The organism is Planococcus sp. ISL-110 (assembly GCF_018613575.1).
Taxonomy (GTDB): domain Bacteria; phylum Bacillota; class Bacilli; order Bacillales_A; family Planococcaceae; genus Planococcus.
Map to the genome: position 1 here is coordinate 1 of NZ_JAGGPX010000003.1, position 20,511 is coordinate 20,511.

A 20,511-nucleotide genomic window follows, 5' to 3' on the forward strand; every position below is an offset into this window, starting at 1 on the left:
AGGCGGACGCTTTCTTATCATTAGTCAAGGATCTTTCTCGTTGGTATTCCAGGAGAACAGAAGAAGCAAGGAGCTTAGAATGGCTGCTTTCCGTTCCAGCGCTCGCTTTCCGCGGGTTCGCGCCCAAGCCTCCTCAGTCGCTGCGCTCCCTGCGGGGTCTCGGTCGTCTCACTATGCCGCAGGAGTCGAGCACCTGCACTTCAAGCAGCCGGTGACAGGGGAATACAGTTTAGTGGACATGCCAAATAAACCTGACGGTCCTTCTTTTTTTCGCAGGGGATTTTGTGCTATAGTGTAGGGGAAATACGGTTACGAAGCCTTGCCGGATTCGTACTGGTAGAGAAGTCCGTGTTGGATAAGATGAAATGCGACTTTCAAGAACTTATTCACACAGGCGATCACCGCAACCTGATGGAGCTTTCCATTGGGTTGTTTTTTTAATTGGTCGTAATGATCCACAATGGTATTTTGTGTCTTGGCCCGCCAGGAGATCATGTTCATCACCATGTTGTACAGGATTTTCCGCAGCCGCTTGTTTCCGCGTTTATTGATCTTGTCCTGATACTGGAGCTTGCCTGATTGATGCCGTCTGATGTCAATGCCGATATAGGCATTGATCTGTTTGGCATTTTGGAAGCGTTGGATGTCGCCTAACTCAGCGATGATTTGGACGGCTGTGATATCGCCAATCCCGGGAAAAGACTTGAGCACATGGAATTCCGCGTGGTCCTTCGAGAGATCCACCATTTGTCGGATGACCTCCTTCTTCTGGTTCCGCAATTCCAGGAGCCGTCTCGCATAGTTCTTCAAGTGCTGGCACCGCACATCTTCCGGACCGATGGCTGCGTAGGAGTTTTCCGCAGCGGCGAGAAGTTGAACCGCTTTCTTTTCCGCTTCCACCCGCGACAACCGCTTGCGGGTCGCCTGTAGGATCTGGTCCTGGAGCGCCTCTTTCGTTGCCTTCTCGAGGCATGCCGGATGTGGAAAGAGCTGGACGAGGTTCAAAAAGAGCGCTGAACTCTTCGTAAACATCGTTTCCAAAAGCGGAAAGCTCAACTGCAGGAACGCGTGCAGCCGGTTGTTGTGTTGAGAGATTTCCTTTTCAATGTCCTCGCAGTAACGGCCTAGCGCCCGCATCTGTTTATAGTAGGCGCATTGAACGTAGGTCTCCTTCCGGGTCGTCCGGAAATGCGATTTGGCCAATTCATGGGCATCGCTGATATCCGTCTTCTGTCTGCGCATCGCGGCCGTTTGGATTTTCGCTTCCAGTGGATTCAGCCGGCTGTAAGGATAGCTGTTTTCCTGCAGGAAGGTCTCCAGTGGTTGTGAATAGACGCCGGTGGCTTCGAAAACGATTGCCGGCAATCGGCCAGCCTGTTCGCGCAAAGCACCGATGCGCTCGTTTAACGCGCAGAAACCGGCTTGTGTGTGCTTCAATTCCCCTTCGTATTGACAGTATTGGTTGTGGTCATAGACCACCATGGAGCTTTTGCCCATACTGACGTCAAAAGCAATGACGTGTCTCATCAAGCTTCCTCCTGTTCTCCATTTTTATAGAAGTTCTTCACAGTGCCTTATCGATTCCACTTTCTTATACGGTCTCGAGGACCCAACATACTAACCTGATTCGGATAAGGGTGTGAAGCGAGTCGGTTTCCTGGTTCGGATTCTCAGATCCCCGCGTCCGCACGACTTCACTCCACTTCTACAAAAAAATAGTAGCACAAACCATGGCCATGGTTTGTGCTACTAATGTTAGTATGTTTCCGCGGGCTCGCGCCGAACTAACTCGGACTATCGCCCGAGTGGATTTCGGCACTTCGCTATTCCGCAGGAGTCGCCGCCTTGCGCTCCGGATCCTTGAGTGAAGGGATTACTAGATTTTTTGGGACTATTTTCATCTTGGAACCGACTAGCAAGTTTTTCTCTTTCATTTAAGCGTATGCTCCCAACCGGGCTGGCCACGAAGACTCCTGTGGGAGCAGCGAAGCTGAGCCCAGGGAAAGCAAAGTGGCCAGAGCGATTGGGATTATGCACCGTTAATCATTTTGGAAAGACTTTGTCTAGAGCCTGATGCAGAATGGGGACACTTTATAAAAAGTGTCCCCATTCTGCATTCAGTTCAGGAAACCAAGCTTCTTTCATTTATTTTTATATTACTTCTAAGTATTGGTTCTCGGCAGCTTCTATCATGTTCTCTGGGGAAATTTTTGATTCGCCATAGGGGTAACACCCATTTTACCGGAGTTTAAATCTACCTCTACAATAGCTACCTACGCATTCTACTGACATTTTGCAGTGGCCACAAGTCATTTCTCCAACATCTAAAGTTTTGATTTGGATATTTTCTCACCTCCCTTTTTAAAGTATACAAAATCAACTATGTCAATTAATTTTCATTTAATGATTTTAGCAAAATATTCAGTCAAACGAATCAGATTCGATACAAATCCATATTCGCTGTCATACCAGGAAACAGTTTTCACAAGCTGCTTATCCCCATTTTCAACGATATCCGTTAACGTTGCATCATAAATACCTCCTGCCGAAGTACCGATAACGTCTGAGGACACAAGCAGTTTTTCCGAGTATTCAAATGATGGAGTCGCAGCCTCCTTCATGGCTGCATTCACTTCTTCAATTGTTACTTTTCTTGCTAAATTGGTGTAAAACTCCACGATTGCCCCACCTGCCAGTGGTACTCGCACCGCTGTTCCATCAACAATTCCCTTTAACTCCGGAATGACTCTTCCGACGGCTTTTGCTGCACCTGTAGAGGTCGGAATTGCATTCATCGCCCCTGCCCGCCCGCGTCTCATATCCGACTTGGGACTGTCATGCAATTTTTGCGATGGGGTATAGGCTTTAATTGTCGTCATATAACCCGTTACAATCCCAAAGTTATCATGCAACACTTTCGCCACCGGGGCTAAATCATTGGTTGTACACGAAGCTGATGAAATTATCAGATCATCTTTTGTAACGATACCCTCATTAACTCCGTAAACGATTATTTTCGTTTCCTGATCTGCTGGAGCCGTTATAATCACCCGTTTAGCGCCTGCCTCAAGATGTGCATGTGCCTTATCGGCAGTGGCATACAAACCGGTCGCTTCCAGCACGATATCAATTTGCAGTTCCTCCCATGGCAGATCTTTTGCATCCGCTTCCTGGTAACATTTAATTTCCTTGCCACTGACAACCAGGACATTTCCAATCACCTTCACCTCATGTTTTAAACGTCCATAATTGGTGTCAAATTCCAATAAATAAGCCAGGTTTTCAGCATTCGCCAGATCATTCACCGCAACCAGTTCCAGTTCCGAATCCGTGTCCAATAATCTTCGCAACGTCGTTCTTCCTACACGTCCAAATCCATTAATAGCCAATCTTGTCGTCATTTATTTTCCTCCTCCAGTATGGACAGTTATTTTCAGGTGCTTTTTCAGTGCAACTCGAAGCTAAAGTGAATCCACAGATCAACATCCAAAATGTCCTTCATAGTGATGGTGATTGAGCTTATTCATGAGTTTACTCCTTTCGTTAGAATGTTATGGCACAGCTTTTTTAGCTGTCTTTTTATCTGATGTTCACCGATTTCCAGCAGTTCGCAGAGTGTACCGGAGACAGGGACACTCTGTATTTCTCAGAATATTCCAATAATTAAACTCGTGCCGACGCTCAAAATTCCTGTAGTTCCAGAGTCTACTCTTTTTTGGCGTGCATTTGCAGACTTGAAACCGAGTTCCCCCTGACACCGGGCTGCGATTCCTTATAGTGTAGCATCTCTGCTGCACAAAAACCTGTATTCGACAGCCGTTAATCAATAGGAAAAGGTTTCCATACAAAAATACCCCTCCATCCACTGGAGGGGTATTCGCTTATTTCCCGTCTAATAAACGCAGGATTTCTTCTTTGTTGCGTTCAAAACCGATAAAGTTGTCGGCCAGTTTTTTGCCGAACAGGCCTTTTTTATAGAACGCGAACACCGGCACGATTTTGGCGCCGGATATTTTCTTCATGTCCTCTTCGAGTGCCGGGTTGTCACCGACGTCCTTATGCTCGTATGGGATATTCTCCTGTGCCAGGTATGCTTTGGCGTCCTGGCAGTCCGAACAGGTCTGGCGTGTATAGAGGACCAGTTCCATCCCTTTGTCCATTTTGCTTCACACTCCTTCTATATAAGTAGCTTTGCCGTAAAACGGTTGCCTTAAACCGTCACGGGTTTGAAGTTTTTCAAACGCAGCGCATTGAGCAACACCGAGACAGAACTGAAACTCATCGCCGCAGCAGCAATCATCGGATTCAATAGCGGGCCGCCAAACAGATACAGGATACCCATCGCGACCGGGATGCCGAGTATGTTATAGGCGAACGCCCAGAACAGGTTTTGCTTGATGTTTTTGATGGTCGATTTACTCAGTTGGATTGCGGTTGGCACGTCCATCAAATCGCTGCGCATCAGGACGATATCTGCGGATTCCATTGCGACATCCGTTCCCGAGCCGATGGCGATGCCGATGTCGGCTTGGGCAAGTGCCGGGGCGTCGTTGATGCCGTCGCCCGCCATTGCCACTTTATTGCCTTTTGCCTGCAATTTCTTGACTTCGTTCGCTTTTTCTTCCGGCAGCACTTCGCTCAATACGTGCTCGATTCCGACTTGCTTGGCGATTGCCGCAGCGGTCAGTTTGTTGTCACCCGTTAGCATGACCACGTCAATCCCCATGTCCTGGAGTTTTCGAATGGCGTGGACGCTCGATGGTTTCACCGTATCGGCGACCGCGATGATGCCGGCAAATTCGCCGTCCATCGCGACAAACATCGGCGTCTTTCCTTGGTTGGCCAAGCGGTCGGACGCGAATGCAAAGTCACCCAGTCCAATCCCTTGGTCATCCATAAGTTTGCGGTTACCGAGCCGCACTTCTTTTCCTTCGATGACGACTTCGATGCCGTGTCCCGGAATGGCCGTAAAGCGTTCAACCTTTTTCAGCGGCAGCTCTTGTTGTGCTGCGCTTTTGACAATCGCTTCGCCGAGCGGATGTTCCGAGCCTTTTTCAGCTGATGCGGCGAGGGTCAAAAGTTCATCTTCTGACAACCCGTCTTTTGCAACAAGCATATCGGTCACCGTCAGTTTGCCTTCGGTGATTGTCCCGGTTTTATCGAAGACGATTGTGTCGATGGCGTGTGTCGTCTCGAGCGCACCACCGCTCTTGATCAAGACGCCATGCTCCGCGCCTTTCCCTGTCCCGACCATGATGGCGGTCGGTGTTGCAAGACCAAGTGCACATGGGCAGGCGATAACAAGGATAGAAATCGCGATTGTGAAAGCGAACAAGCCTGTCTGCCCGCCCAAATACCATGCAAGTCCGGAAATGATTGAAATCGCGATGACAATCGGCACGAAATAGCCGGAAATGATGTCCGCCATTTTAGCGATTGGCGCTTTTGATCCTTGCGCATCTTCCACCAATTTGATGATCTGCGCCAAAGCGGTGTCTTTGCCGACTTTCGTCGCCTCATAGCGGATTGTGCCGTTTTTGTTGATGCTCGCTCCGATGACACGGTCACCGGCAGCTTTTTCGACCGGCATGCTTTCGCCCGTCAGCATCGATTCATCGACCGCTGTCGCACCTTCCACGACGACGCCGTCGACCGGAAGTTTCTCGCCCGGCTTGACGATGATCACGTCGCCTGTTTCAACGGCGTCCACGGAAATTTCCGTTTCCACGCCGCTGCGGACGACGATCGCCGTCTTTGGTGCCATGCCCATCAATTTCTTGATCGCTTCAGACGTTTTCCCTTTCGACAACGCTTCAAAATACTTCCCTAAAGTAATCAAGGTCAAAATGACTGCAGCCGATTCGTAATAGAGATTCATCGTGAAGCTCGCATTGCCCATCAGGACAAAGACGGTCGCAATGACACTGTAAATAAAGGCCGCACTGGTTCCGAGCGCAATGAGGGAGTCCATATTCGGATGGCCTTTGAACAAAGTCTTAAAGCCGACCGTGAAGAAGCTCTTGCCGAGAATCATCACCGGAATCGTCAGCATCAGCTGCACCAGCACAAAGTTCACCGGGTTCACAGCCGGATCAAGTACGTCCGGCAGCGGCATGCCAATCATATGGCCCATCGAAATCAATAACAAGGGAATTGTCAAGACGCCGGACAGCCAGAAGCGCCGCCACACCGAATGGATATGCTTTTCTTTTTTCGCACGGTCCTGGTCGGCAGACGATTCGCCGTCCACATCTTCAACCGCACCGTAACCGGCATCTGCTACTGCCGCTTTGATGTCGTTAACGGTAACTTGCTGCGGGTCAAAGCGGATGACCATTTTCTCCGTCGCCATATTGACGTTCGATTCGGCGACACCATCCCGTTTTCTTGTTGCTTTCTCGACTGATTGCACGCAGGACGCACAGGTCATCCCTTCGATGGTGAAGGTTTTCGTCTCGGCTGGGGCAAGCGCTTTATAACCGGACTGTTCCACCGCATCGTATATCTCTTCTATTGAAACCGTCCCTTCATCAAAGCGGACTTTCAGTTTTTCTGTCGCGAGATTGACGCTCGCTTCGTCCACGCCGTTTAATTTTCCGGCGGATTTCTCAACGGACTGGGCGCACGATGCGCACGTCATCCCTTCGATTGTCAGTAATTTCTCCATGTCGTTTCACCTCATCTATGAATTATCGTTGTGTGCTGCAGTTGCACTGCCCCGGCACACAATTGCATGCCACTTTATCGACCGAATGTTTCTTTTTGTCATCCAACACGGACTGGAGGAGTTCAACGTCTTGATGGCTCAATGTTGCACCCGCCAGCATATCAGCAATCGTCTTGCCCGCTTGCTTATGACAAATTTGCTCAAAAAAACGTTCCGCCGCTGTTTTCACACTGTCTTCTTCACTGATCGCGGCTGTATAAATGTATTTATTGCCGTGTGGTTCCGCGAAAAGAATGCCTTTTTTCACAAGCCGCCCAATAAAGGTTTTGGCCGTTGCCGGCTTCCAGTCCCGTTTCCGCTCCAACACATCCACGATGTCTTTGCTCGTCGCATTGCCGAGCGTCCAGACAACTCGCATGACTTCCCGCTCCGAGGCGGTCATTTCCACTTTCTCTCTTGTCACCATCTAAATCACTCCATTTCGTTTACATTTGTAATCGCTTGACTTTAGTTTACAACTGTAATCGTTTTTCGTCAACCCATCAGCTTATATTCACAATCCGCCTTAGCGATTCGCGTTCAAAATTTTCTTCCTTCTATATAAGAAAGCATAAAAAAACCGTCTCCAGCTTTCGCCAGAAACGGTGTTCTCCATCTTAATCCTAAATAAAACCTGAAATAAAAGTTTGTTTTATTTTATTAACTGCAAGACCTGTTCTTTAGTGGGAAGCGAAGGGATGGCCCCTTTTCCAGTAGTCACCAGCGCTCCGCTGGCGTTTGCAAATGCCAGTATTTCTTGGTGATGCTCGCTTATTAAATCCTCTAAATCATCTTGACCTGCATTCAAATTCAACAGTTGGTACAGGAAACCGCCGATGAACGCATCTCCTGCACCCGTCGTGTCCTCTACTTTTACAGAATATCCCGCGGATGAATATTTTTTGTTCTGGACGTAAAGATCTGCACCTTTCGCACCTTTACTTAACACTACTACCTTTACATCCCCTGTAAACAAAGACGCAATTGCTTTTTGTTCATCCGCTAAATCTGTAATAAACTCCAGTTCATCATCAGAGATTTTGACAATATGCGCCATCGGAAGGAATTCCAGTATGGTCTTCCGGCATTCCTGCGGGTCGTTCCACAGAGGCAGACGCACATTTGGATCAAAACTAATAACCCCGCCACGCGCCTTGGCAGCTCCAATCGCTTTAACATGGGCGTATTTCATCGGACTCTCGACTAAATCCACAGAACAAAAGTGCAAAAAATCCCCTTGATGGAACCAGTCGGCATTTACTTCAGAGTCTTCAAGCAGCAAATCTGCAGAAGGGTTTCTGTAAAATGAAAAGTCGCGTTCTCCATCTTCGCGCAATGATACAAAGGCAAGGCCCGTGTTCGCCTCTTTTGTTCTTACAATCTTATCGGTCTTCACACCGGAGTTTGTCAGTTGTTCCAAAAGAAAATCACCAAAGGCATCTTCCCCTAACTTGGTGATCAGTGAAGCAGTTCCGCCAAACTTTGCAACGGCAGCTGCCACATTTGCAGGAGCACCACCAGGCACTCGTGTAAAAGAATCGACATCTTTTAAGGCGATTCCTTTTTGGTGCGGGATAAAATCTATTAATATTTCGCCAATAGAAAACAAATTTCCCATTCAGCACATCTCCCTCTTCGAATGTTCCTCTATTAATAGTCCCACTTTACTGCTTTAAAAGTCACAGAACCGCCAGTTGCATAAAACCGGATTCCCTTGCTTCTTACATCAGGAAAAATCCGGGAGGTAAAAACTTCTTCTCCATCGTTCACAAAAATCTCTACTGATGAAGAATCGACGAACAGATGAAACTTGCGAACCCCTCCAACAATCTGGCATTTTCTTTCTGTTCCATACTTGCTTCCAATCACTTTGCCCGATAGAGTGCGGTCCAGTATAACTTTCCCCTGGACTGCATCATATTTGATCACCGTTTTTTCTTCTTCACCAGCTCGGAATTCTATGCCATATTCCAAGGCGTCTCCTCGTTCAAACTCACAAACCAGCTCATAAGTGGCCCCTGAGAATCCATCATACATTTTCTTTTCATCCCAAATTGTATCTTCTGCTTCGACTTTGTTCTTACGGAGTGACTCCAGTTCCGGAACAGGTTTTTGAATAAGTTTTCCATCGCGAAGCGATAATTCTCTCAGGATGGTCAAGCAGTTTGCCCATCCATTGATATCGCTGGGGTACTCAATTTCAGGCAAACCCATCCAGGCGACCATAAGACGTCTGCCACTCGGATCCTTCATTGTATGCGGGGCATAAAAATCAAAACCACGATCAAGTTCGATAAAACTTCCGTGAGTCAATTCCCGTCGTTGCAGATCGATCTTTTCGCCCATCACATAACCCGCCTGGTAAATGTTTTGATAAAGATCCCCAACAGGCTCCAGTCCTTGCGGAGAGAAGATCAGGATACCTTGATCTTCCATTTCAAAATAATCCGGGCATTCCCACATAAAACCGAAGTCATCCAGGTTTGTGGCCAGCTCACCTTCAAATTTCCATTCCAACAAATCAGACGAACTCAACAAACAGACAGCCCCTGTTTTATCGGTTCTTTGGGCGCCTATTACGGCATAAAACTTTTCTTCCTCTTTCCATACTTTCGGATCGCGGAAGTGCTCTGTATACCCCTCTGGAACTTTATCAAGAACTGATTTTTTCGATTGGATGATATTTCCTTCATCATCCATAAGGGCTATACATAGATAAGGATGTCTCTCGAGATTCTCATCCCTTGTATTGCCTGTGTATAACAAATATAAGTTTCCGTTATGCTCAACGGCACTTCCCGAATATGCGCCATGGCTGTCAAAATACTCGTCCGGTTTAATGGCAATCCCGACATTTGTCCAGTTTACGAGGTCTGTTGATTTGGTATGGTACCAATATTTCAAGCCATGAAAAGGCCCTAACGGATGCCATTGGTAATACAAATGATATTCACCGTTGTAAAAGCAGAAGCCGTTCGGATCATTGAGAAGCCCAGAGACTGGTTGGATATGAAACGTTTGCCGCCACGTACAGCTATTAACCCTTAAAATCAACTTATCAATATCTTCCTGGCTGACCTGATCAAGTCGGATGTAACTTTTCCCCCGTGGTAATTCCATTTTATTTATGCTCCTTTTGGTAAAAGTAAAATTTTTCCTTGCCACATGTACCAAAATATTAACTTGTCAAAGAACCCTTCCCCTTGTCGAAAGCTCTTTATCGAATCGGTTCCATTCCATTGCGAATGAAAGCGCTTTCTTACCTAAATTATATTATTTCCAAGATTTATTATCAACGCTCCCTCTTTCAATAATCTGATATTCAGACAAATTTATGAGCGGAATGTGTCCACCATTCAGTAAGGTGACTAAACCGGCAGCTGCTTTTCGTCCTGAGTTATGCCGGTTCGTTCGGCATCACTTATATAAAGGAAAAAAATCAACTTTTAAAATTCTTTATCGTCCGATAAAGGCTGAAATTATGAATAAAACAAAAAAAGAGGCCGTGGCCTCTTTTTTAAATGAACCGAAAAGGTTCTGTATTTGTTTGTGACGGCAGAAATTCACATTGCCAGTTTGGCTGCTGCTTGGCCATATGGTTCACCACACCTTGTATCATCACTTTTTCCACATGATGGCCCGGATCGACAATATTCAGCCCTATCGCCTGTGCATCCTGTGCAACATGGAAATACATATCCCCTGTGACGTAGACATCCGCCCCTGCGCGCTTGGCCTGTTGGATATATTTGTTGCCATCGCCTCCGAGCACGGCCACTTTTTTGATGGCAGCACCCGGATCACCCACTACACGAAGAGTAGGGACATCGAGCTGTTGTTTTGCCCAATCGGCAAATTCCTTCAATGTCATCGGGGTTTCAAGCGTTCCGACGCGGCCCAATCCCATGGCGATTTCCTTGTTTTCCAAGGTAAAGACGTCATAGGCAACTTCTTCATATGGATGCGCTGCAAGCATGGCTTTGATGACGCGATCTTTTTCGTTCTTGCGGACAACGACTTCCACTTTTGTTTCGGCCGTCACTTCCATTTTCCCAGCTTCACCGATATATGGATTCGCCTCATTCGTTGGACGGAAACGGCCGGTCCCTGATAAACTATAGCTGCAGTATTCATAATCGCCGATCGCTCCGGCTCCAGCTTTTCCGAACGCCTCCCGAACTGTTTCTTCATGGCTTTCGGGGACAAATACAGCGATTTTCACCAATTCCGCTTCATAGGTCGGAACCAGTACACTGGTGTTTTTCAATCCCAGCGCATCCGCCAATAAATCATTGACCCCACCCGCAGCCACATCCAGATTGGTGTGTGCTGCATAGACGGCAATATCGGATTTGATGAGTTTTTCCATCAACCGCCCCTGCGGGAAATCCGTCTGCAGGTTTTTCAAGGGACGGAAAATCGGCGGATGATGTGCGATGATCAATCCTGCGCCTTTGGCAATCGCTTCATCGACAACTTCTTCATTGACGTCCAAGGTCACCAGGACCCGATCAATTTTCTTGTTCAGGGTTCCCACATGCAAGCCGATCGGATCGCCCTCCATTGCCAAGTACTTGGGCGACCATTTCTCGAACTCTGCGATGATCTCCTGGCCGTTAGGAATTTTCACGTTGCAGCACCTCTTCCACCAATTTTATTTTTTCAATCAGTTCTTGTTTTTTTTCCATGATTTCCACTGTCTGGGTAGTTGCTTCCATCGAAGCGACAATTTTCTTCCATTGGTCACTTTCGCGCGTCCATTTTTCATGGAAAATCGCCGTTTTTTCCTTCAGCAGTTCCGGCCCCATCAACAATTGCTGCGGTGTCCATAAAACAGCTGATGGGGCTTTTTCAAGCACCAGAATTTCATAGATTTTTTCATTTTCCTTTAATATCTCTTCTTCGGCGATGGTCCAGCCATTCGCCACCGCCCACTCACGAATGGATTTGGCATGAACATTCGGCTGCAGGATCAGTCGTTCCACTCCAGCCAGCCGTTCTTTGCCCTGCTCCAGAATCGAGCAAATCAATGGACCGCCCATGCCTGCGATGGTGACAGCAGTTATGCCGTCTTCCGGATGGATGGCATCGAGCCCACTGGCCAGACGGACGTCAATCTGTCCGGTCAGGCCTTCCTGCTGCACCTGTTTTTGAGCCGATTCATAAGGGCCTTTGACGACTTCCCCTGCAACGGCTTTATCTATGGTACCGGTCAATACTAGATAACAGGGCAAATAGGCATGGTCACTGCCGATATCTGCCACCACCGCGCCTTGTGGCACATGATGAGCGACTTTTGTCAGCCGATGTGATAATTGTTGAGCATTCATTCAGATCCTCCTAATTTGACAGAAAAACCCTTAGCTCCAGAAGAACTAAGGGTTTTTTAGATGCTATTCGAGTGATAATACCCACTCAGCCATTGCTGCTGCGTTCTCTTCTGCTACAAGACCGCCAGGCATAGTGCCTTGACCATTGACCAAAATGTTTTCAATGTCTTCTTGTGCAAGTGCAGTGCCGATCAAAGATGGACCTACTCCGCCTTCATAGCTTGAACCGTGACAAGAAATACAGTTTGCTTGTGCGTGCGCTTCAGGATCGAAATCCGCCTCAGCGGTTTCTCCGCCTTCTTCACCTTCAGCAGCTGTTTCTCCGCCGCCTTCTTCTGTTGCTTGTTCTTCTGCGATTTCAGCTTCGTCGTTTACTCCTTGTACTGACAAGAAGAAAATTAAACCAATACCGAACGCCATGATTAAGATATAAGGTACAATTGCATTTTTTTGCATCCGTTACCCCTCCCTCTACTAAGTTCTGCTTGATGATATTATTCGTATCATTCATTATTGTACTGTATTATCAATGAAACGAAAAGTCTTAACAGATAACTTTTCCTTGTTTGTGACAAAAACGGTAATTAATTTTTATTTGAGACAGTTCCACACTGGTTTTTCACGATACTTTTCTAATAAAACTTATTTTTTTAGGAACATGCTCCGTCATAAGAAAAGCCCTGCATATTGCAGGGCCATAATCAATTTTCTCAGCAGCCGATTTGGCGTGCAATGACCATGCGTTGAATTTCAGATGTGCCTTCACCGATCTCTAATAATTTCGCATCGCGCATATAGCGTTCAACTTCGTATTCCTTCATGTAGCCATAGCCCCCATGAATCTGGATCGCTTCGTCAGCCACTTCCATGGAAATTTCGGAAGCATACAGCTTTGCCATTGATGCTTCTTTTGTGAACGGCCGCCCCTGATCTTTCAGCCAAGCGGCTTTATAGACCATATTGCGTGCCAGTTCAATTTTCATCGCCATATCCGCCAGTTTGAACTGTGTGACCTGGAACTCAGACAATGTTTTGCCGAACTGCTTGCGCTCTTTGGAATAAGCCAAAGCTTTGTTAAACGCCGCCTGAGCAATGCCTACAGCCATGGCTGCAATGCCTATGCGTCCGCCATCCAATGTCACCAGAAACTGCTTAAAGCCATCTCCACGCTTGCCTAACAGGTTTTCCTTCGGCACACGGACATTTTCCAGCACCAATTCTGTCGTGTTTGAAGAATGCAGCCCCATTTTCTCGTAATTATCAATAATGGTAAAGCCTTCAGCGTCGGTCGGTACGATGATGGCACTGATTTCCTTTTTGTCGCCATTCATTCCTGTAATGGCTGTAATCGCCAGGTGCTTGGCATGGCTGGCGTTGGTGATATAGACTTTCGAGCCGTTGATGACCCAGTCATCCCCATCTTCGACTGCACGCGTTTCCGTCCCTCCAGCATCAGATCCGGCATTGGGTTCTGTCAATCCGAAAGCACCAAACGATTCGCCAGTGCAAATCGGTGTCAAGTATTTTTCTTTCTGTTCTTCAGTTCCAAACAAATTCAGCGGCGCCCCGCCAAGAGAAATATGCGCAGAATATGTGATTCCTGTAGATGCACAGGCACGGCTCAACTCTTCTGTCACAATTGCAAAACTGGTGGTATCCGCTCCAGCTCCGCCGTATTTTTCATCAAACGGCAAGCCCATCATCCCCATGTTGGACAGCTGTTTGAAGATTTCGGTCGGAAATGCCTTGGAACGGTCACGGTCAATGGCACCTGGTGCCACCACCTTATCGGCAAATTCCTTCATGGTCTTTTTGATCATCTGTTGTTCTTGTGTCAAATCGAAATCCATTTGTGTACATCCCCTTTGTTATGAATACGCTTACAACTTTCATTATATAGGGAAAATTAAGACAAACTCAAGCTTTAACTGGAATTCCTTTTTCAGTCTCTTTAAAAAAGAGCCGCTTTCCGGAAAATCCGGTAGCGGCTCGAGCTGTTATTCCTATTCAAGAAAATCTTTCAAGCGTTTGCTGCGAGAAGGGTGGCGCAGTTTGCGCAAAGCTTTCGCTTCAATCTGACGAATTCGCTCGCGCGTAACGCCAAACACTTTTCCGACTTCTTCCAATGTCCGCGTACGGCCATCGTCCAAACCGAAACGAAGACGCAGAACGTTTTCTTCACGATCGGTCAAGGTATCCAAGACATCTTCCAATTGCTCTTTCAGCAATTCATAAGCGGCGTGGTCAGATGGAGATTGCGCATCCGAATCTTCAATAAAGTCGCCTAAATGAGAATCATCTTCTTCGCCGATCGGCGTTTCCAATGATACCGGCTCTTGAGCGATTTTCAGGATTTCACGGACTTTTTCAGGCAACAGGTCCATTTCCTCCCCGATTTCTTCCGGAGAAGGCTCACGGCCAAGATCCTGAAGCAGCTGGCGCTGCACACGAATCAATTTATTGATGGTTTCAACCATATGAACCGGGATGCGGATTGTCCGCGCCTGGTCAGCGATGGCGCGTGTAATGGCCTGGCGGATCCACCAGGTTGCATAAGTACTGAACTTGAACCCTTTTGAGTAATCAAATTTTTCAACTGCTTTGATCAAGCCCATATTCCCTTCCTGGATCAAATCCAGGAACAGCATGCCGCGGCCGACATAGCGTTTGGCAATACTGACGACTAGTCGCAGATTGGCTTCAGCAAGGCGTTTTTTCGCCTCTCCGTCACCCTGCTCGATCAATTTCGCCAAGCGGACTTCTTCTTCCGCTTTCAGCAAATCGACACGTCCAATTTCTTTCAAGTACATGCGGACAGGGTCATTGATTTTGATGCCTGGCGGTACGCTTAAATCATTCAAGTCGAATTTGTCTTCGGTTGGTTTCATCAAACGATCCAAATGTTCCTCGTCATCGGATTTACGTTCCAATTCGATGCCGTGGCCCTCCAATTGGTCGATAAATTCTTCTACTGCATCGGATTCCATTTCGAAAACCGCTAATTTGTCGGCAATTTGTTCGTAATTGAGCTCTCCGGTTTTTTTACCTGTTTCGATCAGCTGTTTTTTCGCTTCTTCGACAGTTGCTTCCGGACCTTCAGTAGTCAATGGTACATTGCTTGCTTCAACTTCAGTTTGGCGTTCAGATTTCTCAGCCATGTGACTTCCTCCTTTAAAAAAACCGGAATTAACTTACAATGATTTCCGTAAAGCAATCACTTCTTGTGCAAGAAGTAAAGCGCGCTTAAGGTCATGCTGTTTTTCCGCTTCTTTTGATTGCTGGATTTTTAGATTGATTTGCTGTTCGACCCGATGTTTTTGCAGATGCTTCAAGCAATCTGCAATTTCTTCATCTGCATATTCGGGATCACGTTCGGATAACGCAGTTTCCATGACAAGCTTGCGGAGTTCTGCATCCTGCAGGGTTTCCAGGAATTTATGGAAATCCGCTTTGTCCCATTCTTCATAGAAACCGAGCAATTGAACGTACAGCGCCTGGAATTCTTCACTGACAAATGGTATGCCGTTGTCTTCGTCCGCCAATTTATCCATGACTGACGGATCTGCCAGGGCATGTGATAAGAGCATCCGTTCCGCCCGGTGCAATGAAGTGATGCGCTTCGGCTCTTTTTTAACCGTTTTCACTGCCGGTGGTTCGGGGCGGTTCCGTTCGATCGTCTTGTTTTCTAATTTCCGATAATGCTGTAGGATAGCTTCCTGAGATAATCCCGTTTCCACTGATAATTGCTTTATATATAAATCCCGCTCTAAAGGCGAGGATCTACCGGCTAGAAGTTGCAGCACTTCCTGGATGTACTGCAGCAGGTCGTTTTCATACTGGAAATTCTTATGCCTGCGGGCGTGCATCATCGCAAATGCAATAAAAGCATGCGGCTTTCCGATAATCTGTTCTTTGAAGGCTTCAGCCCCGTTTTCACGGACAAAGTCATCCGGGTCCATCTTGCCTGGCAGAACAGCCACTTCCACTTTGAAATTATCTTCGTTTAAGGCAATTGCCGCTCTTTTAGCCGCTTCCCAGCCTGCATCATCACCGTCAAAACAGATCACGACTTCCTGGGCAAAACGTTTCATTTGCCGGATATGCTGAGAAGTGAGTGAAGTCCCCATTGTCGCTAAGGCATTGTCAACTCCTGCTTTACCCGCTGCAATGACATCCATAAACCCTTCAAACAAAATGATTTTCCTGTTTTTGCGTATAGCGCCTCTGGCATGATGCACATTATAAAGCACTTGGCTTTTTTGGAAAATCGGAGATTCCGGGCTGTTCATATATTTGGCTTCCTGTTTGGTATGCTCAAGGACCCTTCCCGAAAAGGCGATTACTTTGCCGCTTTCGTTCATGATCGGAAACATGATTCTACCGCGGAATCGATCAAAATAGCCACTTGATTGCTCACGTGGAATTGCCAAGCCGCTCGTCTCCAGCTCTTCTTCACTAAAGCCTTTTCGCTTTAGTGAAGATGCCATGTAGTTCCACTCCGGAAGCGACCAGCCGATCCTGTTTTTTTCGATAATTTCACGGGTAAAGCCCCTATTTTCCAAATAGTCCAATGCCACTTGGCCTTCCTCCGTATTCAATAGAATATGGTGGTACATATCTGCAGCAAACTCGTGCATCAAAACTAATTGATGATCGCTTTTTGATTGCACCGGACCGGATTCGGCAGGGCTCTGTATATCAACATCTATACCTGAGCGGCTTCCGAGTCTCGATAAGGCTTCCTGAAACGTTAAATTTTCAATATCCATCAGAAATGTGATGACATTGCCACCCGCTCCGCAGCCAAAGCAATGAAAGATCTGCTTATCGGCAGTAACTGAAAAAGATGGTGTGCTTTCTCCGTGGAAAGGGCAAAGACCGAACCAATTGCGGCCCCTTTTAGTTAACTGGACGTACTCACCGACGACATCCACAATGTCTGTGCTGGAACGAATTTTTTCAATCACTTCTTCAGGAACTCGATTGGACATTATTTTCACCATCTTTGTTTGCTTAACTTACTTTATTCGTGATAGAAAGACAAAATCCTTCATTTTTCGACAAAAAATACAGCAAACTACTTTCTCTAATAGTAAGCTTTAGCCACAATTCTTGATTATAAAACGTTTTTATCAAAAAATCCATCAAAAAGAAAGAAAAACCACCTATGCAGGTGGTTTTCCTGAAATCATTTTTGGAGTTTGCTTAAGATTAGATTTGCAGTTTCTTCTACTGCCCGATTTGTCACATCCACTATTTCGCAGCCGATGCGATCTACCACTTTGTGGAAATGACCGATTTCTTCGTGGATGCGGTCGATTTTCGCGTAATTGGCATCATCGTTCAAGCCGAGGGCAATCAACCGTTCTTTGCGGATATTATTAAGTTTATCCGGCGAGATGACCAAGCCGAAGCATTTGTTCGGGTCTACATGGTACAGCTCATCCGGCGGGTCGACTTCCGGCACCAATGGTACGTTGGCGACTTTCAGCCGCTTATGTGCCAAGTATTGGGAAAGCGGTGTTTTGGAAGTTCTTGAAATTCCGACCAGTACGATGTCGGCCATCAGAATGCCGCGTGGATCCCGGCCGTCGTCGTATTTGACGGCGAATTCAATGGCTTCCACTTTTTTAAAATAATCATCGTCCAGTTTGCGGACCAGACCCGCTTCCTGCAACGGCGGAGCATCCAACTCTTTTTCCAGCGCATCCAGAAGAGGGCCCATCAAATCCACTGCCGTGACATGGAATTTAATTGTTTCAGACTGCATATAGTCCCGCAGTTTCTGGGAAACCAGGGTATAGACGATAAAAGCCTTTTGTTCGACAGCCAATTTGACGATTTCCTGCACGTGATCGATCGAATCGATATAAGGAAAACGCTTGAGGACTGCATTTTGATCTGCGTTCAGGTATTGGCTGACAGCTGCTTTTGCGACCAGTTCCCCTGTTTCTCCGACTGAATCGGAGACAATAAACAAACGGAGTGAATTCATAGTTGGCACCTCACAAATCGTGGTTTTCTGATAATGATAAAAACGCACGAGTAATATTCGTTTTTGTTAACCTGCCGACGACTTTAAAGCCATCTGGCTGTTCTTCCACCACTGGCAGAGCATCGATTTGCTGATTGATCAGGCGATGCGCTGCCTGGATCAGTGATTCGTTTTTTGCGCAATATGTAATGTTCGGCATACGCGTCATGATGATATGTACAGGGATGCCGGCTAAGTTCTGGCTGCCCAGACTTGCACGCAGCAAATCCTTTCTCGACAGCACTCCGGCCAGGTATGATTTTTTGTCCACGACAAAAAGCGTGCCGACATCATCCAGGAACATCTGGCTGATAGCGTCGTATACACTGACATCTTCCCTGACGACAACCGGAATCGATTGGAAATCCTTGACCTTCATATTGTTCATCGTGTCTGTAACATCCTGACCCGGTTTTTTTCCCGAATAAAAATAGCCAACACGCGGACGGGCATCTAGAAAGCCTGCCATTGTCAAGATGGCTAAGTCAGGTCGTAAAGTCGACCTTGTTAAGTTCAAGCGATCTGCTATCTGTTCGCCAGTAATCGGACCGTTGCCTTTAACGATTTGCAGAATTTCCTCTTGCCGTTTATTGAGTTCGATTGGACTCACCGCCTCAAAATATATATATGTTATACTCAATATGAATTATTATATACTAATTAACGGGATATTGCGAAGAAAACATTGTCGTGGTATAATATGAACGAACTTAACAGAGGCAATGACGGATAGAGAAGTACTGTACATGAGAGCGAGCAGAGATAGTGAAAGCCTGCACCTACAGGAAAAGGCGATCCAGAGCCATTTTTTATTTTAAGCGGGCTGCAATTTGCAGTCAATCGAGGTGGAACCGCGGGTCTTAACGTACTCGTCCTCGGACATGATGACATGTCCGTGGATGGGTACGATTTTTTATTTTATGGAGGTAATTTTATGTCAATGGAAGATGTAGTAACTTTAGCGAAACACAGAGGATTTGTATTTCCAGGCTCTGAAATTTATGGAGGATTGGCGAATACATGGGATTATGGCCCACTTGGCGTCGAACTGAAAAACAATATTAAAAAAGCATGGTGGAAAAAATTTGTCCAGGAATCCCCTTATAATGTTGGATTGGACGCAGCCATCCTGATGAACCCTAAAACTTGGGTCGCTTCAGGGCATGTCGGCAACTTCAACGATCCGATGATCGACTGCAAAAGCTGTAAAACGCGCCACCGCGCGGATAAATTGATCGAAAACGCATTGGACGCCAAAGGCATCGAATTGATCGTCGACGGCTTGTCCTTTGACCGGATGGCAGAACTGATCCAGGAACACGAAGTGAAGTGCCCGACATGCGGTGCACAGGACTTCACAGAAGTACGCCAGTTCAACTTGATGTTCAAGACATTCCAAGGCGTCACTGAAGCTTCCACCAATGAAATCTTCCTGCGTCCGGAAACGGCCCAGGGAATTTTCGTCAACTATAAGAACGTCCAGCGTTCAATGCGCAAAAAAATGCCTTTCGGGATAGCACAGATCGGCAAAAGTTTCCGAAATGAAATCACACCGGGCAATTTCACTTTCCGGACGCGTGAATTCGAACAAATGGAACTTGAATTCTTCTGCAAGCCTGGCGAGGATTTGGAATGGTACGCCTACTGGCGCGATTTCTGCAAAAAGTGGCTGCTGGATTTGAATATTACCGAAGACAATATCCGCCTGCGCGAGCATGAAGAAGATGAACTTTCGCATTATTCAAATGCCACTGTGGATATCGAATACAAATTCCCATTTGGCTGGGGCGAACTTTGGGGCATTGCAGACCGCACCGACTTTGACCTGAAACGCCATATGGAGCATTCCGGAGAAGATTTCAATTACATCGATCCGGTGACCAACGAGCGCTTTGTGCCTTATTGCATCGAGCCGTCCCTTGGAGCTGACCGCGTCACATTGGCATTCCTGGTAGATGCCTACAGCGAAGAAGAACTTGAAAACGACGACAAACGCACCGTCTTACGATTCCACCCGGCTTTGGCTCCTTATAAAGCAGCTGTCCTGCCACTTTCCAAAAAATTGGCAGAAGGCGCAACTGGCGTATTTGCTGAGTTGGCCAAGCATTTCATGGTGGATTACGACGAGTCCCAATCCATCGGCAAACGCTACCGCCGTCAAGATGAAATCGGTACACCGTTCTGCATCACCTACGACTTTGATTCTGTCGAAGATGGCCAGGTAACAGTCCGCCACCGCGATTCCATGGAGCAGACACGCATGCCGATCGCTGAAGTCCAGGCTTATGTTGAAAAGCATATTCAGTTTTAATTAAGAAAAGCGGAAGCAGCCGTATAGATTTGACGGGCATAAGACGCGCTTGCGAAGCGGCGTTCTTTGCCGCACAGCAAGAGTGGCTTATGACCCTAGAATCTGGCTGCTGGAGTCTGGACATCAAAGA

General features: G+C 46.9%; 16 protein-coding genes. 1 reads left to right on the forward strand and 15 read right to left on the reverse strand.

The window, feature by feature from the left end:
* Window positions 1-309: 309 nt before the first annotated feature.
* From J7I83_RS00470 to ccpN, 15 genes are all read right to left on the reverse strand, one after another.
* Window positions 310-1,527: an IS110 family RNA-guided transposase gene (locus tag J7I83_RS00470; protein WP_215098724.1), complete on the reverse strand. Its 1,218-nt coding sequence runs from the start codon at window positions 1,525-1,527 to the stop codon at window positions 310-312.
* An 869-nt stretch (window positions 1,528-2,396) separates the two neighbouring features.
* Entirely contained in the window at window positions 2,397-3,401 is a 1,005-nt protein-coding gene (gene gap / locus J7I83_RS00475) for a type I glyceraldehyde-3-phosphate dehydrogenase (RefSeq protein ID WP_215098725.1), read from the reverse strand.
* Window positions 3,402-3,881: 480 nt separating this feature from the next.
* Window positions 3,882-4,160, reverse strand: coding sequence for a glutaredoxin family protein (locus J7I83_RS00480; RefSeq protein ID WP_215098726.1), 279 nt, complete (start codon window positions 4,158-4,160; stop codon window positions 3,882-3,884).
* Between the two features lie 50 nt (window positions 4,161-4,210).
* Entirely contained in the window at window positions 4,211-6,667 is a 2,457-nt protein-coding gene (locus J7I83_RS00485) for a heavy metal translocating P-type ATPase (protein WP_215098727.1), read from the reverse strand.
* Window positions 6,668-6,689: 22 nt separating this feature from the next.
* Complete coding sequence (locus J7I83_RS00490; RefSeq protein WP_215098728.1) at window positions 6,690-7,133, reverse strand: CopY/TcrY family copper transport repressor; 444 nt, start codon at window positions 7,131-7,133, stop codon at window positions 6,690-6,692.
* A 225-nt stretch (window positions 7,134-7,358) separates the two neighbouring features.
* Window positions 7,359-8,324: a carbohydrate kinase family protein gene (locus J7I83_RS00495; RefSeq protein WP_215098729.1), complete on the reverse strand. Its 966-nt coding sequence runs from the start codon at window positions 8,322-8,324 to the stop codon at window positions 7,359-7,361.
* A gap of 32 nt (window positions 8,325-8,356) precedes the next feature.
* A complete protein-coding gene (locus J7I83_RS00500; protein WP_215098896.1) occupies window positions 8,357-9,826 on the reverse strand; it encodes a glycoside hydrolase family 32 protein in 1,470 nt (489 codons plus the stop codon).
* A 397-nt stretch (window positions 9,827-10,223) separates the two neighbouring features.
* Window positions 10,224-11,336 carry a Nif3-like dinuclear metal center hexameric protein gene (locus tag J7I83_RS00505; protein WP_215098730.1) on the reverse strand — a complete coding sequence of 371 codons (1,113 nt, stop codon included), beginning with the start codon at window positions 11,334-11,336 and terminating at the stop codon, window positions 10,224-10,226.
* Complete coding sequence (locus J7I83_RS00510) at window positions 11,323-12,036, reverse strand: tRNA (adenine(22)-N(1))-methyltransferase (protein ID WP_215098731.1); 714 nt, start codon at window positions 12,034-12,036, stop codon at window positions 11,323-11,325. The genes J7I83_RS00505 and J7I83_RS00510 overlap by 14 nt, the downstream gene beginning before the upstream one ends.
* 63 nt (window positions 12,037-12,099) lie before the next feature.
* On the reverse strand, window positions 12,100-12,492 hold the full coding sequence (gene cccA / locus J7I83_RS00515; protein WP_215098732.1) for a cytochrome c550: 393 nt from the start codon (window positions 12,490-12,492) through the stop codon (window positions 12,100-12,102).
* A gap of 254 nt (window positions 12,493-12,746) precedes the next feature.
* Window positions 12,747-13,886, reverse strand: a complete 1,140-nt coding sequence (locus tag J7I83_RS00520; protein WP_215098733.1) for an acyl-CoA dehydrogenase family protein — start codon at window positions 13,884-13,886, stop codon at window positions 12,747-12,749.
* Window positions 13,887-14,039: 153 nt separating this feature from the next.
* Window positions 14,040-15,194, reverse strand: coding sequence for an RNA polymerase sigma factor RpoD (gene rpoD / locus J7I83_RS00525; RefSeq protein ID WP_215098734.1), 1,155 nt, complete (start codon window positions 15,192-15,194; stop codon window positions 14,040-14,042).
* 33 nt (window positions 15,195-15,227) lie between these two features.
* Entirely contained in the window at window positions 15,228-17,027 is a 1,800-nt protein-coding gene (gene dnaG, locus J7I83_RS00530; RefSeq protein ID WP_215098735.1) for a DNA primase, read from the reverse strand.
* Between the two features lie 197 nt (window positions 17,028-17,224).
* On the reverse strand, window positions 17,225-18,031 hold the full coding sequence (locus tag J7I83_RS00535; RefSeq protein ID WP_215098736.1) for a pyruvate, water dikinase regulatory protein: 807 nt from the start codon (window positions 18,029-18,031) through the stop codon (window positions 17,225-17,227).
* 10 nt (window positions 18,032-18,041) lie between these two features.
* The gene (gene ccpN / locus J7I83_RS00540) at window positions 18,042-18,680 is read right to left on the reverse strand and encodes a transcriptional regulator CcpN (protein ID WP_215098737.1); all 639 of its coding nucleotides are present in this window, start codon (window positions 18,678-18,680) and stop codon (window positions 18,042-18,044) included.
* Between the two features lie 324 nt (window positions 18,681-19,004).
* On the opposite strand from ccpN, the gene J7I83_RS00545 reads away from it, so the two are divergent.
* Window positions 19,005-20,381, forward strand: coding sequence for a glycine--tRNA ligase (locus J7I83_RS00545; RefSeq protein WP_215098738.1), 1,377 nt, complete (start codon window positions 19,005-19,007; stop codon window positions 20,379-20,381).
* Window positions 20,382-20,511: the final 130 nt, after the last annotated feature.

Bases quoted from the DNA above. Each gene is read 5' to 3' on its own strand.
- J7I83_RS00470 (WP_215098724.1), bottom strand. From the start codon at position 1,527: ATGAGACACGTCATTGCTTTTGACGTCAGTATGGGCAAAAGCTCCATG.
- dnaG (WP_215098735.1), bottom strand. From the start codon at position 17,027: ATGTCCAATCGAGTTCCTGAAGAAGTGATTGAAAAAATTCGTTCCAGC.
- J7I83_RS00520 (WP_215098733.1), bottom strand. From the start codon at position 13,886: ATGGATTTCGATTTGACACAAGAACAACAGATGATCAAAAAGACCATG.
- J7I83_RS00495 (WP_215098729.1), bottom strand. From the start codon at position 8,324: ATGGGAAATTTGTTTTCTATTGGCGAAATATTAATAGATTTTATCCCG.
- J7I83_RS00510 (WP_215098731.1), bottom strand. From the start codon at position 12,036: ATGAATGCTCAACAATTATCACATCGGCTGACAAAAGTCGCTCATCAT.
- rpoD (WP_215098734.1), bottom strand. From the start codon at position 15,194: ATGGCTGAGAAATCTGAACGCCAAACTGAAGTTGAAGCAAGCAATGTA.
- J7I83_RS00535 (WP_215098736.1), bottom strand. From the start codon at position 18,031: ATGAATTCACTCCGTTTGTTTATTGTCTCCGATTCAGTCGGAGAAACA.
- J7I83_RS00500 (WP_215098896.1), bottom strand. From the start codon at position 9,826: ATGGAATTACCACGGGGGAAAAGTTACATCCGACTTGATCAGGTCAGC.
- J7I83_RS00490 (WP_215098728.1), bottom strand. From the start codon at position 7,133: ATGGTGACAAGAGAGAAAGTGGAAATGACCGCCTCGGAGCGGGAAGTC.
- J7I83_RS00485 (WP_215098727.1), bottom strand. From the start codon at position 6,667: ATGGAGAAATTACTGACAATCGAAGGGATGACGTGCGCATCGTGCGCC.
- J7I83_RS00545 (WP_215098738.1), top strand. From the start codon at position 19,005: ATGTCAATGGAAGATGTAGTAACTTTAGCGAAACACAGAGGATTTGTA.
- J7I83_RS00480 (WP_215098726.1), bottom strand. From the start codon at position 4,160: ATGGACAAAGGGATGGAACTGGTCCTCTATACACGCCAGACCTGTTCG.
- cccA (WP_215098732.1), bottom strand. From the start codon at position 12,492: ATGCAAAAAAATGCAATTGTACCTTATATCTTAATCATGGCGTTCGGT.
- gap (WP_215098725.1), bottom strand. From the start codon at position 3,401: ATGACGACAAGATTGGCTATTAATGGATTTGGACGTGTAGGAAGAACG.